General features: G+C 43.9%; 9 protein-coding genes. 4 read left to right on the top strand and 5 right to left on the bottom strand.

Annotated elements, in window-relative coordinates; translation table 11 throughout:
• Positions 1–109: 109 nt before the first annotated feature.
• The gene (locus KW844_RS01215) at positions 110–346 is read left to right on the top strand and encodes a FeoA family protein (RefSeq protein ID WP_073082606.1); all 237 of its coding nucleotides are present in this window, start codon (positions 110–112) and stop codon (positions 344–346) included.
• Between the two features lie 2169 nt (positions 347–2515).
• On the opposite strand, the gene nadA is transcribed toward KW844_RS01215, so the two are convergent.
• The gene (gene nadA, locus KW844_RS01210) at positions 2516–3523 is read right to left on the bottom strand and encodes a quinolinate synthase NadA (protein ID WP_218374885.1); all 1008 of its coding nucleotides are present in this window, start codon (positions 3521–3523) and stop codon (positions 2516–2518) included.
• Between the two features lie 768 nt (positions 3524–4291).
• Between nadA and KW844_RS01205 the strand changes: the two genes are divergently transcribed.
• Positions 4292–6397: a peptidylprolyl isomerase gene (locus tag KW844_RS01205; protein ID WP_218374884.1), complete on the top strand. Its 2106-nt coding sequence runs from the start codon at positions 4292–4294 to the stop codon at positions 6395–6397.
• Positions 6398–6520: 123 nt separating this feature from the next.
• Positions 6521–7027: a DUF2480 family protein gene (locus tag KW844_RS01200; RefSeq protein ID WP_218374883.1), complete on the top strand. Its 507-nt coding sequence runs from the start codon at positions 6521–6523 to the stop codon at positions 7025–7027.
• On the opposite strand, the gene corA is transcribed toward KW844_RS01200, so the two are convergent.
• From corA to KW844_RS01185, 3 genes are all read right to left on the bottom strand, one after another.
• On the bottom strand, positions 7024–8130 hold the full coding sequence (gene corA, locus KW844_RS01195; RefSeq protein WP_255578093.1) for a magnesium/cobalt transporter CorA: 1107 nt from the start codon (positions 8128–8130) through the stop codon (positions 7024–7026). The two genes, KW844_RS01200 and corA, sit on opposite strands and share 4 nt — an antisense overlap.
• Positions 8131–8382: 252 nt before the next feature.
• Complete coding sequence (locus tag KW844_RS01190) at positions 8383–9639, bottom strand: DUF3472 domain-containing protein (protein WP_218374881.1); 1257 nt, start codon at positions 9637–9639, stop codon at positions 8383–8385.
• Positions 9640–9756: 117 nt separating this feature from the next.
• Positions 9757–10134, bottom strand: a complete 378-nt coding sequence (locus KW844_RS01185; protein WP_218374880.1) for a septal ring lytic transglycosylase RlpA family protein — start codon at positions 10132–10134, stop codon at positions 9757–9759.
• 137 nt (positions 10135–10271) lie between these two features.
• On the opposite strand from KW844_RS01185, the gene KW844_RS01180 reads away from it, so the two are divergent.
• On the top strand, positions 10272–12008 hold the full coding sequence (locus KW844_RS01180) for a thiamine pyrophosphate-dependent enzyme (protein ID WP_218374879.1): 1737 nt from the start codon (positions 10272–10274) through the stop codon (positions 12006–12008).
• Positions 12009–12063: 55 nt separating this feature from the next.
• Here KW844_RS01180 and KW844_RS01175 read toward each other — a convergent pair whose 3' ends face one another.
• On the bottom strand, positions 12064–14370 hold the full coding sequence (locus tag KW844_RS01175) for a BamA/TamA family outer membrane protein (protein WP_218374878.1): 2307 nt from the start codon (positions 14368–14370) through the stop codon (positions 12064–12066).
• Positions 14371–14486 lie beyond the last annotated feature (116 nt).

The raw sequence follows: 14486 nt of genomic DNA, 5'->3' as shown, positions 1-14486 counted from the left end.
GGGAATGTTTCTTTTTGCATATTGCAGGTTCAGGGCTAACTTTGTCCTGTAGTCCTTGTGAATAATTCCCCATGCTCAATCATAATATAAACGGACCAATTGTCAGATAATGAAAAATGCCATTATTAAATTGTCCTCACTTGCTACAGGTAAAAGTGCAGTGATAATAGAATTTGAAAAAGACGATCTTCATATCAAACTGATGGAAATGGGTTGCGTACCCGGTGAAACAGTAAAAATTGAGAAGGTTGCGCCACTCGGAGATCCAATTTCAATCATGGTAGCTGGTTACAATTTATCGCTCCGAAAAACAGAAGCAGATCATATTTGGGTAGAGGAAATATAAATCCTCTACCTTTTTTTCTACCCTAAAGTTGTCAGTTTCTCCTTTATTTCTACCCCATTTCTCCTATAGCTAATAATTTTTCCGGTCATTTACATTTCATCTCCCTAAAAAAAAATTTGAAAATCAGGTTAACCACAGAATAACCAGCTTATTCACACGCTTGGAGAAAAAATTTTGAAAAATTTGAGAATAAATGTTGATAAGATGCTGAATTTCTGCAGGTTTTTATGTGTAATCCTGGTTGGGGTATAAATATTCTCAACTAATTGTGAACAAGTGCCCTGCTAGAAGGAAAAAAGAAAAAAAATTTGAAATTATTGAGCTGAAATCCACAATTGGTAGCAAAATCTCGTGAAAAAAATAAAAAAAAAGGAATTTATTGACATTTGTGCCTGCAAAACTGTCAATTTTTCTCAAAAATAATTCCCACACACGTCAAAATGGGGAAAACTACCGCAGAAAGAATTGAAATTCTAGAAAAAGGGAAAAAAAATTTCAAAAATCAACACAATTATCAACAATTGTGAAGAATCCCGCTGATTTTTCAGAAATTTTATTAAAAATCAGTCCATTGTCCACACTTTTTGTGCAAAAACCTGTCAAAAAGAAAGAAATTCCTTGAATTTTGGAATTATTAATAACGGAGAAAAAAAATTTAAGAAAAATTGGACCTTTTTCCACATTTCAGCAACAAAAAAATCAAAAAAAATTTTTTTAAGCACCCAACCAGTATTTTATCCCCCAATAACGCCTCATCATACATCTTGAGCAACGAAAAATAAAAAATATTGCTACCAGAATTAATTCTGGCACTGCCCCCCTCCCATATACCGGGACTTTCTATTCCATTCAATTCTCAGGCCTTTCCTAATCAATTCTCCATAGCGTCAACTGCATCTCCACAGGGTAACCAAAGGAAAACATTAAAAATAAGAACCTCAGGACGAAGCCAACGCCTTTAGAAAATAACAGATTGTCCATACACCGGCATCGGACCAAATATCTCATTCTCAGCCTGCTCACAGGCCGCTGAGAATGAGATAAAATTAGACTGGTTCCAACACGATGCTAAGCAGAAAAAAATATCGGATTCTCAGCGCCTTACCAGCGCGCTGAGAATTGCACGAAAAAAAATCACCTGCCCACTCCCCGGAACAGAATACATTCTCAGCCCCTTACTATAGCCGCGACATTTAAAAATTCACAAAAAACATTGGGATATGCCGCGATTAAGGAATTCATTAAATTCTCAAGCCCCTCTTTTTTAAAATCAGCGTAAAAGCAAAAAAATTTTGGAAATACAGCACTTATTCACAAAAATGTGGATAAAGCTGCCGCTCTGATGTAATATTATTATTGAAATCAGAAAAACATAGCTTGACATTCGTGCAGAATATAAAAACATGGGGTAACCAAAGGAATTTTTGAAATATTTCACTCAGAACGCATTCATTTAGAAGCCCTTTACACTCTCATAAATATTTATCCGGAAACACACCCTAAATAATTTACAAATATCTAATTCTCAATGCATTACCCTCCTTCTGAGAATTGCGTATATAAAATAATACTGAGGGTATGCCAGCTACAAAAAATATTTTTAATTCTCAGCGCCTTCATTTTCAAATTTTTCTCTGAAAATGAGTTAAAAAGTAATGACTGTTGATAACTGTGGATAACTGCGTTAATAACAGAAAATTGAATTGAAAGGCCCTAGGATACAGTTCCGGAAAAATCCTTGAGGGGTATGGCGTAAACTGAATATACATGCAATTCTCAGGCGACTCCCAGGAAATCTTCTTTACAGTGCGACAATGAATTCTCTTTGTCCAGTATCTAAAATCATTATGAAAATTGGATTCTCACGACACAAATCACGCTGTGAGAATTGAATAAAAAATTATTTTCTGCGGTAAGCCTTGATCGATTTTGAATATTAAATTCTCACGGCACTCATTTTTGAGTTTCGTTTCATTTTTTAACATCGCTTGTGTAAAAGTATGTGCAGATTCGGGTTAACCTGTGAAATCACTGGGGAAAGAAAAAGAAGAAATTTATACAATGGCCTTTCTAACTTATTGATAATTAATATTTTTTTCGTACAAAAAAGAAAACCCGTGTAATGTGATTACACGGGTTTTAAAAATGTGAATAATGTTGATAACTCTATTATAAACCGGCAGCCGCACTTATCTCCAGCATACGCTCAATCGGTTTTAAAGCAGCCTTCCGTAAATTTTCATCCATGGTGATTTCCGGGGTTTCATATTCCATACACAAGTAGAGTTTTTCTAATGTGTTTAATTTCATATGCGGACAATCGTTACAAGCACAAGCATTGTTTGGCGGAGCCGGAATAAAAGTTTTGCCTGGATTGTCTTTTTGCATCTGATGGAGAATACCGGTTTCTGTAACCACGATATATTCCTGGGCATCGTCCTTTTGTGTGAATTTCAGTATCCCTGTAGTAGACCCAACGTAATCCGCAACCTCCAATACAGCTGGTTCACACTCCGGATGCGCCACTATCTTGGCTTTCGGGTGACGAACCTTCAATTTCATGATTTTTTCCAGGGAGAAGATCTCGTGTACCATGCAGGCACCGTTCCACAAAACCATCTCTCTACCCGTTTTTTTGACCAAATAAGCCCCTAAATTCCTGTCGGGGGCAAAAATGATCGGCTGGTCCTTGGGGACGCTTTCGATGATTTTTTCGGCATTAGACGAGGTGCAGATGATATCGCTGAGCGCTTTCATACCTGCAGAACAGTTCACATAGGAAATCACAATGTGATCCGGGTATTTATCGCGAAACTTCTTAAACAGCTCTGGTGGTGCACTGTCCGCCAGTGAACATCCCGCCTTCAGATCAGGTAACAGGACTTTTTTCTGTGGACTGAGAATTTTTGCAGTCTCCGCCATGAAATGTACCCCGGCAAACACGATTATGTCCGCATCAGTTTTTGCTGCCGCCTGAGCCAGGCCCAGACTGTCCCCAATGTAATCCGCAATATCCTGGATATCCGGCTCCTGGTAGTAGTGCGCCAGGATGATGGCATTTTTGCGTTTTTTCAAATCTTCGATCGCTGCAAACAAATCCAGAGATGGGTCCACCGGTATATCCAAAAATCCGTTGTGTTGCAAATTTTTTTTTGCGGTGGCAAAATCTATAATCATGACTATATATCTATTTAAATATTTAAAAAGAAAAGCCCACTACTATTAGGGCTGTGGATATGTGGAAATTAAATTTTTAGCCTTGATACAAATGTAGTTGTTATTCCTTTTGCCTTCATTATCCACATCAAAATTAACACCCTCTTTCCGCGCTACTACTGAATTCTGTTACTTTCATCCACATACGTGGATAACCTCCGCCGTGTAAATCTTTTCTCTATACACCCTATTAGGAAATTGTTAAAAGATGACGTTAACAATCCACAATCCACATTTTTAAAAACCAAGGGAAACTTTCGGCATAAAAACAAAATTAGTTTTACCTGTGGACAAAGGCACCTTTTCCCACCAAATTTTGGGTTTTACAGGGGTTTTTACACATCAATTGTGGAAAAAAAACACGCGGGAATGAAAAACCTCCAAAAGTAAACAACAAGCTGTTCTATCCTATTTTATTCACAAAATCATGTGGATTGCATTTTTCCACTTTTTCACATTTGTGAATAAGCCGACGACCCTTTTGGAAGTCTGCTGCTGCAAAAATATAGCGCCCAGCGTGCTTATCAAAGTATTTCACCACTTCAGAAAACAGGGCCGCCAAAATGTGCTTTATTGTGGAAAACCTGTTAATGAATAGCAGTACATAAAAGTGTTATAAGTAGCTCAAATCCTTTGCTGTATTGCGTTTCAACATAAAAAATACTCTTTTGCAGTTACAACTATTTTATTCTATTTTTGCTTTCCTTAAAAATGTAGACTATATAATATATGTCAGTAATTCAGAAAATCAGGGACAAGTATGCCGTAGTTATCATCGTGGTGATCTGCGTGGCGATTGTCAGTTTCCTGTTGCAGGATGCCTTTTTTGGCAGAAATTCCGTTGGTGGCCGGTCCACGTCCGTTGGTAAAGTTAATGGCGAAGAACTTCAGTATGCTGATTATCAGCGTCGGATCTCCGATTATGAAAATAACGTGCGCCAGCAAATGGGCAACGTTAGTCTGACTGAAGAAGATCGTCAACGTATCCGTGAACAAGTTTGGAACCAATTCCTGACTGAAGAAATTTTAAAAGGACAATATAGCAAACTGGGCCTCCAGGTAACTGATGCTGAAGTGGTAGACCAATTCACCGGCGCTAACCCTAACCCAATTGTAATGCAGCAGTTCGGCCGCGATGGTCAGCTGGATCGCGCACAAATGCAGCAAGCTATCTCCCAGGGCAGTGCTAACCCACAGATCCGTGAAGCACTGCACCAAATGCAGGCACAGATCGCTCAGTACCAACTGCAGCGCAAATATCTGACCCTGGTAAGACAAGGTATATATTATCCAACCTGGTTAGCTAAGCAACAACAGGAAGATAACAGCCAGATGGCTAATATCTCTTATGTAAACGTTCCTTACGCTACTATCTCTGATTCTACTGTATCTGTATCTGATGCAGAACTGAACAGCTATATCCAGCAACACAAGAAAATGTTCCAGGTGGAAGAATCCCGCAAACTGGAATACGTTTCTTTTGATGCTATCCCTTCCGGTACTGATACCGCCAATGCGCTGCAACAGCTGATGATCCTGAAAACGGAACTGGATACTGTCAGCAACACAGATATTGCTGGTTTCATCAACCGTAACTCCGATTCTAAATTCTTCGATGGTTATATCGCTAAGAGCGAAGCAAAATTCCCAATGAAAGATTCTATCGTGGATCTGCCAGTGGGTGGCGTATTCGGCCCTTATTATGATAATCACCTGATCTCTTTCGCGAAAATGGTAGATCGTAAGATGATGCCAGACAGCGTGAAAGTGCGTCACATCCTCATCGCTGAGAATCCTAACGCCGGCGTTACTGATTCAGTAGCTAAAGGTCGTGCAGACAGCATCCTGGCCGCAGTAAAAGGCGGTGCAGCTTTCGCTGAGCTGGTGGCTAAATTCTCTGATGATAACGGCAGCAAAGCCAACAATGGTGAATATGAACTGACTCCTTCTACCGCCAGCCAATTCCCTGCTGAGTTTAAAGACTTCGCGCTGGAAGGCCCTACCGGTGAATTTAAGGTGATTAAAACCCAGATCGGTTACCATGTTATGCAGGTGGTAGAAAAGAAAAATATCGGTCCTGCTATCAAAGTAGCTTACCTGGCTAAACCAGTAGAAGCAAGCAAGGAAACCAATAACACTGCGTACTCCGCAGCCAGCGATTTCTCCGCTAAAGCACGTACCAACACCGCATTCAATAAAACCATTCAGGAAGGTAAACTGGTAAAACGTATTGCCGACAACGTTCGTCCTATGGACTTCGTTATTCCTGGACTGGGTCAGTCCCGCGAACTGGTTCGTTGGGCATATGATGCTAATAAAGGCGATGTAAGCTCTGTGTTTACACTGGATGATAAATATGTAGTAGCTGTACTGTCAACTGTACGCGCTGAAGGTACCGCTCCACTGGAAGATGTACGTCAGCTGGTTGAAGCAGAAGTGAAAAAAGGTAAGAAAGCAGCTCAGATCATTGCCAAACTGGGTACACCTGCTTCCCTGGATGCCGCAGCGAAAGCCTCCTCTCAGCCTGTGCTGAAAGCGGAAGCTGTTTCCTTCTCTACTCCATTCATCGCTTCCCTTGGTTTCGAACCACGCGTAGCTGGTGCAGCTTTCAACAAAAGCTGGGGTACCAAAGCCGTTTCTGCTCCAATTGAAGGCAACAGCGGTGTATACGTAATCAAAGTAGACGGCTACCAGCCTTCCGGCCAGCCAGCTCAGGATATTCCTTCCCTGCAGGCTGCTTATGAACAGAGCGTTACCTCCATGCTGGATAACCAACTGTTCATGGTGCTGAAAAAACTGAGCAGCGTGAAAGACACCCGCTCTAAACTCTTCTAAGAGATACATTTTTAACTGACATAAGGGAAAACGCCTCCGCCAACAGCGGGGGCGTTTTTGTGTTGGTATGGTGACAATTAACGTGAGCGCTATTTCGTAAATTTGTACTCTAAATGCGGAAAAATGGAAGAAATCGTAAATAAAGTAGCACAGAGCGGAATCGAAACAATAGACCTGGAACAGTTTTATCCACAGGGAGAAATTGTGATTTTTGACCTAAAACCCTTCCTTTTCATGGAAATGATCCTGAAAGAGAAGGATTTCAGGGCCGCTTTGCAGTCGCACGACTGGGAACAGTACCGTGGAAAAAACGTGGGAATTGTTTGTAGCGTGGATACCGTGATCCCTATGTGGGCCTATATGTTAGTAATGACCAACCTGGAACCGGTAGCTGCCTATGCTGCATTTGGGAATGCCGAGTTTATATACAGCACCCTGTATCTGCGCAACCTTAATGCCATTAACCTGACGGACTTTACCGATAAACGTATTGTGATAAAAGGATGTGGGGATAAGCGTGTTAGCGAGGTGGCCTTTGCAGAAATCACCCGTTTGCTGCGCCCGGTAGTAAAAAGCATCATGTATGGCGAACCTTGTTCCACCGTGCCGATCTATAAAAAGAAAGCCTAGAACCAGCCCCGCTTTCTGAACAGCCAGATCATAAACAGCAGCATAAATCCCATTGCACCGAGGGTAATAAAATAGCCATTCTGGGTGTGGATTTCGGGCATGTTATCGAAATTCATCCCGTAAATGCCTGCGAGTAGCGTCAGTGGTGCCATCAGGGTGGTAACCACTGCCAGCACTTTCATGATCTCATTCAACTTGAGATTTAATTGTGTATGATACATTTCCTGCAGGTTCAGCACCATCTCCCGGTAAGTTTCGGCCAGCTCCGTACATTGTACAATGTGGTCAAATACATCCTTGAAGTATTTCGTATCTCTGTCTTCCAGCACGTCACTTTCACTTTTCATAAATCCGTTTACCAGTTCACGCACCGGTACTATGGAGCGTTTGAACAACAGGACTTCCCTTCTTAAAAAATTGATCCGCGCCATAGTTTTGGTATTCGGATAGTGTTGCACGAGGTCTTCCATCAGCTCAATCCTTTCTCCCAGCTTATCCAGTACCACAAAGTAGTTATCCACAATAATGTCAATTAAGGAATAACAGAGGTAATCGGAAGAACCGTTGCGTATACGGGAAGTGGCTATACGTAGTTTTTCACGGATAGGATCAAACAGGTCCCTGGTAGGATCATCCTGGAAAGAGATCACATAATTTTTTCCCAGCACAATGCTTACCTGCTCCTGTTCTATGGCGGATGATTCCGCGTTATAGTACATCATGGGGAGTAGGCAAAACAGTTGTTCTCCTATTTCATCCATTTTTGCACGCTGCCCTACGCTGATAATATCTTCCTCCAGCAACGGGTGTATCATAAAGCAGGAGGCAATGGCGTGCACCTCTTCTTTTTTGATCCCATCCACATTGATCCACGTAATATTTTCGGAAACCATGTAGGGATATGTTTCGGATACCGACTTCAGGGTTTTTTCTTCCAGGCTATTCGGGCTGTAATTGAATACGGTAATTCGTGATTCGGCTACCGGCGTCCTCATGGCAGTAGGAACGGCTGGATTATAGTTCATAATCCGCCGCTTTTTTACTTTGAATGGGTTTAATACATCCAGTACCTGAGGAATAGGCAGTATTTTCTTATTGGCCATATTCAATTGCCTTGTTTTGTTGGTGGAAGATCCAAATTCTACGCCTAAATTAAGATTTTGTTTTGTTGATAATTTATTCCGAAAAATGAAACCAGGAAAGGTAGGTTAAAAAATAACCTGCTCCTTGTAAGCCTATAGACTAAATAGGATAATTTGTGTGAAAAAATCCCCGGCTGTACTACCAGGCGGGGATTCTGAAAATGGCCACAGGCATAGCATCTAATAATTTCTTACGCCTGCGGCCATCAATAATTAGAATTTAGGGAGATGAATATCTGGCTGCTGGCCAGTTGCCGGGCGGGTGAACATGTCCCCGTACTGCGCATTGGCAGGTTTAAAGCCACTATTCCACAAGTAGAACCAGCCATTTTCGGAACCACCGCCAAAGTCTATACGATCTTTTGCCTTGGCAGTAGCATCGTTGGTAAACTTAGCCTGTGTGAGTTCTATCCATTCACCGGTATCGGTTTTGATCCAATGATTACCAAAGTAGCCCTTGCGGCCCAGGTGCCCGTTTTCAAAGGAGAAATTTTCCAGGAAAGAATACAGGTGCCCCATGTACTTCCCATCTTTAGGCGCCCTGAAGCTGGCAATCAGTTTCCATTCCTTGTGCTCCGGCACATAGAAGTAAGCGGTATAGGTAGTATGTGTTCCTTCAGGTACGCTGTGCATCAGGAAGCGATAGGTATCACCGGCTTTCCAGTTATACACCCAGTGGCTATGACCACCGGTGCCCTCACCGCCGAAGCCACTGGCATCCACGCTGTCGCCTTTAGCGAGTAGCACCACCTGATCTTCATACTTTACTTTATCCCTGGATTCCGGCTCTCCGCCTGCATCCCAAACGGAAAAGATAATACGTCTTTCTGTTGGAGAGTTCACCTGCATCCCGAAATAACCTCTGTGGAAACCGCAAGACATGAAGTAGGTGCCGAGTTTATCTTCGCCTGCGGGCACTTTTATCTCTCCATAAAACCACTCTACATTTTTACCGGCAGGCACGGGATAGCCCAGATGCACAGAGGCTGCTCTGCGCCAGGGTTTCGGATTATATTGAATATCCTTTACCGCGGTGCCTTCCAGATTAACGGACTTCACATCTGCATAAACATTTCCCTTTTTTTCTATGCCCCTCAATGAAACACAATAGAAGCCAGGGGTTTTGATCTTCGTTTCAAGGGCCGGTATTTTCGTATAGTCGCCACTGTTGTTAAGCGTAACCGTTTTCTCTACCCCGTTTACTTTCACACCAATTTTACTTTCACCGTCCGCTTTGGCTGTCAGCGCTACTTTGAGCATGCCAGGAGTGGCCACGTGAAAATAAAAATTGACGGTATTATCTTTATCGGTCCAGCCTACCACGCCATTGCGCTGGCTGATTTTTACATGTTCTTCTTCGGGATCAGCGTAGGCTGTAAAGCCGGGTAAGTCGGCCTGTGGAGTTTGTGCATAAACACCAGGGGTGGCAGCCGCCATCAGCAGTGCCAGCAATAACCAATTCTTTTTCATTGTTCTTTCGATTGATATACAGCAAATAAAAGCGCTGCCGGCGCTAAATGCAATTTCATTCATCAAAAATTACAATGGAATGAGAAATTGACAGGATGCTACGCATGCGCTGTAGGCTTACCCTTTCCTCTTTTTGTATTTGATTTCTACTGTGGCAACACCGGTGCTGATCATACCCAGCTTCCTGGCGGCTTTCCTGGAGAGATCAATGATGCGGCCTTTTGCGAAAGGTCCCCTGTCGTTGACGCGGACTTTCACCGTTTTTCCATTTGCCAGGTTGGTCACCTTTAAGCGGGTGCCAAACGGGAGGCTGGGGTGAGCAGCCGTCATGGCGTTTTGGTGAAATGTTTCACCACTGGCGGTTTTACGACCATCAAATTTATCAGCATAGTAAGATGCTTTACCGGATTGCGTTACTTTTTTGCTACAGGCAGTGCAGCAAAGCAACATACCTGCCATGGCAATAAACGCAATCTGTTTTATCGTAGTGAACATGCAGTAGTATTAGGTTTTCGCCGGATAAAAATAATAAAAAAAAGTAATGTTCTGATAATAAGTCCCGGCCGAACAATGCGGCCGGCCCGGCGTTTTCCATTATAAAAGGAATCCAATCTGTAAAACCTTCAAATTATATGGGAAAATTAGTTGCCGACCAGATAGTAGACATGCTGGCAAATGCCGGTGTACAACGGATTTATGCAGTAACTGGCGATAGCCTCAATCATATCAACGATGCCGTGCGCCGCGATGGGCGCATCAAGTGGATACACGTGCGGCACGAGGAAGCGGGCGCCTACGCAGCAGGTGCTGATGCGCAGCTGCTGGGAATCGGCTGCTGTGCCGGTAGCAGCGGCCCCGGACACGTACACCTGATCAACGGGTTGTACGATGCCCATCGCTCCGGTGCTCCGGTGATAGCATTAGCATCTACCTGTGCCACCACCGAATTTGGCAGTGGCTATTTCCAGGAAACGAATACCATCAAACTGTTTGACGACTGCAGCTGCTACAACCAGGTAGCCACCACGCCAGAACAGGCACCGCGTATGCTCCAGGCAGCACTGCAACACGCGGTACATCGCAAAGGTGTAGCTGTACTCGGACTTCCCGGCGATGTAGCCGCTTCGGATGCAGTGGAGATTACCACCTCCACCAGGTTGTATCACCCCAAACCGATTATCCGTCCTGCTGAGGAGGAGTTAAATGCTTTAAAAGAGATATTGGATAACGCCGGTAAAATTGCCATCTATTGCGGCATTGGCGCCAGCGCGGCACATGATGAGGTAGTACAACTGTCCAATGTGCTGAAAGCGCCCGTAGCCTATTCATTTCGTGCTAAAATGGGTATTCAGTATAACAACCCTAATGAGGTAGGCATGACGGGGCTGCTGGGCATCGCCTCCGCTTATAAAAGCCTGCACGAAGCGGATGTGGTGTTGCTGCTTGGTACTGACTTCCCCTACACACCTTTCATACCCGACAATAAAAAATTAGTGCAGATAGATTTACAGCCGGAACGCCTCGGTCGCCGCGCTGATCTGGAACTGGGCCTCTGTGGAGATATCAAGGACACGTTAACAGCATTGCTCCCACTGCTGAAGGAAAAAACAGACCGCGAGTTCCTGGACGCCATGCGGGAATTTCACCAGGAAGTAGATAAAAAGCTCCAGACCTACGTAACAGACCAGGGCAAGGAAGAAGCCATCAGCCCGGAGTACATCGCAACATTAATCGATCAGAAAGCCGCTACCGACGCTATTTTCACCGTTGATACCGGCATGACCAACGTTTGGGCAGCCCGATATCTGCATGCCACCGGCGAACGGGTATTGTTAGGCTCCTTTAACCATGGCTCCATGGCCAATGCCCTGCCACAAGCGCTTGGCGCAGCACTCGCCGCCCCCGGCCGCGAAGTATATGCCCTCTGCGGCGATGGTGGTATTACCATGACCCTGGGCGACCTCATGACCATCAAACAGTATAACCTCCCCGTGAAAGTAATTGTGTTCAACAACCGCTCCCTGGGCATGGTAAAACTGGAAATGGAAGTGGCTGGCCTGCCCGACTGGCAAACAGACATGATAAATCCTGATTTTGCGGCTGTAGCCGCAGCCATGGGTTTCCATGCCTTCTCCATACATAAGCCGGAAGAAGCGGATCAGATAATGACAACTGTTATTAACACGAAAGGTCCGGTGCTGGTGAATGTATTTACCAACCCCAGCTCTCTGGCCATGCCGCCAAAAGTAGAGTTCGGACAAATGAAAGGATTCGCACTATGGATGGGGAAACTAATTCTGAGCGGCAGGTACGAAGATGTTTTTGATGCCGTAAAATCTAACTATAAACACCTGAAAGACGTGTTATAAATTCAATAAACGTGTATTCGTAAGCGTTATAACGCTTACGAATACACGCAAAATACTAGAACGGATATCCGATCGCGATATTCAATATCAGATTTTTCTTTCTCCAGTCGGGATCTCCTATTTTGATATCATCTAATACCCAACGCTCTCCTTCCGGGTTGTATGGTACACGCAGCGGGAATGCGAGGTCAAAACGCACCACCACAATCGAGGCATCAATTCTTAAACCGACACCGGCGCCCACTGCTATATCCTTGTAGAAGGTTTTTAGTTTAAACTGTGCGCCAGGTTTCAATGGCTCCTCACGTTGTAACCAGATATTACCCGCGTCCACAAACGCAGCAAAGTTGAATACACTCGCAATATGTAAACGAACCTCTGAGTTAAACTCCAGCTTAATATCACCCGCTTCATTTGCTAATAAAGAGGAGGAGTCTACCTGTGGATTGTGATAAGAGCCCGGACCCAGCGTACGCGCACGGAAGGCACGGATACTACTGCTACCACCTGTGAAATATTGTTTCACAAAAGGCAGCGAGTTGCTGATACCGGTAATACTGTTGCCATAAGGGATACCATAACCCATATACAGGCGGTTAATCCATTGTTTGCCCTTTCCTAACTGCCAGTAGTAGCGGCCTTCCAGCGTAAGTCGCTCGTATTGTGCAAATGGATTTTTAAAGATATTCTTTGTAGTATCACCAGATTTAGGAATAATCAAACCGGCAATATTACCAGATACGTCGAGGTTGGCGCTGGCATAAAAACTATGCACGCGGTTGGGCGCCTGGTTATTGTAAGTAATGGTATAATTTCCTCCTAAAATGAACTGCTTGGAAATAGCGGCACGCTGACTAGGGTCATTGGCGAGTATACTGTCGTAGGCAGGTGTTGTTTTGGTAGGCAATACGTAGGTAATCGCTACCGGTGCAAAGGAGTGCGACAGATAAGGCGTACGTTGCCAGAGGTATTGTAACTGCACCGTATAGGCGTTAAGGTTATACAAGTCGGAGCGACTGTACAAATCATAACTGGCACTTATACGGGTACGCGGTACATAAGGTGTTCGCAGGTTAAGGCCAAATGGCGTCCAGAAACGCGGAATAGTTACCGCCACTTCTGCCCCTAAAGAATAAGAGTTGGACCCACCGGAGCTTTTATTACCGGTTTGCCATTCCAGACCACCACTGATACCAATTTCCAGGAGGTTTGCAGCGTGCAGCCAGTTTCTGTTTTTAGCAGTTACCGAAATTTGCGAACCAACAAAACCATTGGACTTGGAAGTGCCACGGAGCTCTGTTTGTAAGGATCTCCGCTGATAAGGCGTCAGGTAAAATCTTGCATCCAGGTAGCCGGTATCTGAAGAGGAAGTAGCGTAGTAATTACCGTAGGTATTGTAAAATCCGCGACCAGTAGTATCTCTCCTGTTGGAGGAAGTGCTGTCGTTTCTTCTTCTGCCGGTGGTATCACCATAAGCCACCTGGTTACCATAAGTGCGGTTACTGCTATCCCTGATAGTACCATCAGGATTAGCCGGCGCATTAGGATTGCCCATTTCAAAATTGTGCCTGGAAGTATCCCGTACCACTCTGAACTGGCCTTTCACGAACTTAAATACACCGAGGTTAATCAATCGTTGCAGCGTGATATCGTGTGAACTAAGCCGGTACACACTATCCGGGCGAAGGAACACGGATTTGTCGAACACAAATGGTTTAAACCGCTTAGCGGAATCAATCACATAAATGCCTTTATAGTTAACAGGCGTACCGGTAGTAGCGGTTGAGTCATTCTCCAGGCTATAGTCCGGATACAAAATAACATCATGCAGTTTATAAGGCCGCAAAGCCGTTATAGGAGTAGTATTTTTGACTTTTACATAGAGATCTACCTTTCCGTTTTCTGTACTATCCGCCTGTACAATCAGGTAATCAGGTGTAAAATAGTAATAACCTTTTTCTTTAAGAATGGCGTGTATGCGGTTACGTTCTGCTTTGATAGAGTCCAGGGAATAAGATTTCCCTACGATCAGTGAGCTCTCTCCTGCTGTAGCAGCAATGCTTTTACCAATATTAGAGCTGTCGGTTATAAAGGTTACTTTTTTGATGGTATAACGATGGTGCGGTTCTGCGTTATATTGTAAAGATGCCTTCTTACTACCCTTATTTTTTACTTCAGATGTAACCACAGCCTGGAAATATCCATTGTCTACCAGGTATTGTTCAAGTACATCCGAGGTGTATTCAGGTTTAGCCTGGCTTAGCAGTACAGGGGGCTCCCCCCATTTTTTTCTAAGGAGATAGTTAAGGCCTTTTCCTTTCGGTTCTTTTCCGAGATTGTACAACCAAAGTTTAATCGGCATACCGAGGAAACGCCTGTTAGGCTTAGGTCTTATCCTGCTGTTCAAACCGTCGGAAAGATAAGAATAGTCCTTCGGCTTATTTTTTCCTTTCCAGCTTGCGCTGCCGCCTGTATACA

It is taken from the genome of Chitinophaga sp. sic0106 (assembly GCF_019219075.1).
In the GTDB taxonomy this organism is placed as follows: Bacteria; Bacteroidota; Bacteroidia; order Chitinophagales; family Chitinophagaceae; genus Chitinophaga.
Note: the sequence above shows the minus strand (reverse complement) of the source record. Positions and strands in the feature narration are given on the sequence as shown.

Bases quoted from the DNA above. Each gene is read 5' to 3' on its own strand.
- KW844_RS01200 (WP_218374883.1), top strand. From the start codon at position 6,521: ATGGAAGAAATCGTAAATAAAGTAGCACAGAGCGGAATCGAAACAATA.
- KW844_RS01185 (WP_218374880.1), bottom strand. From the start codon at position 10,134: ATGTTCACTACGATAAAACAGATTGCGTTTATTGCCATGGCAGGTATG.
- KW844_RS01180 (WP_218374879.1), top strand. From the start codon at position 10,272: ATGGGAAAATTAGTTGCCGACCAGATAGTAGACATGCTGGCAAATGCC.
- corA (WP_255578093.1), bottom strand. From the start codon at position 8,130: ATGGCCAATAAGAAAATACTGCCTATTCCTCAGGTACTGGATGTATTA.
- KW844_RS01215 (WP_073082606.1), top strand. From the start codon at position 110: ATGAAAAATGCCATTATTAAATTGTCCTCACTTGCTACAGGTAAAAGT.
- nadA (WP_218374885.1), bottom strand. From the start codon at position 3,523: ATGATTATAGATTTTGCCACCGCAAAAAAAAATTTGCAACACAACGGA.
- KW844_RS01205 (WP_218374884.1), top strand. From the start codon at position 4,292: ATGTCAGTAATTCAGAAAATCAGGGACAAGTATGCCGTAGTTATCATC.
- KW844_RS01190 (WP_218374881.1), bottom strand. From the start codon at position 9,639: ATGAAAAAGAATTGGTTATTGCTGGCACTGCTGATGGCGGCTGCCACC.
- KW844_RS01175 (WP_218374878.1), bottom strand. From the start codon at position 14,370: ATGCCGATTAAACTTTGGTTGTACAATCTCGGAAAAGAACCGAAAGGA.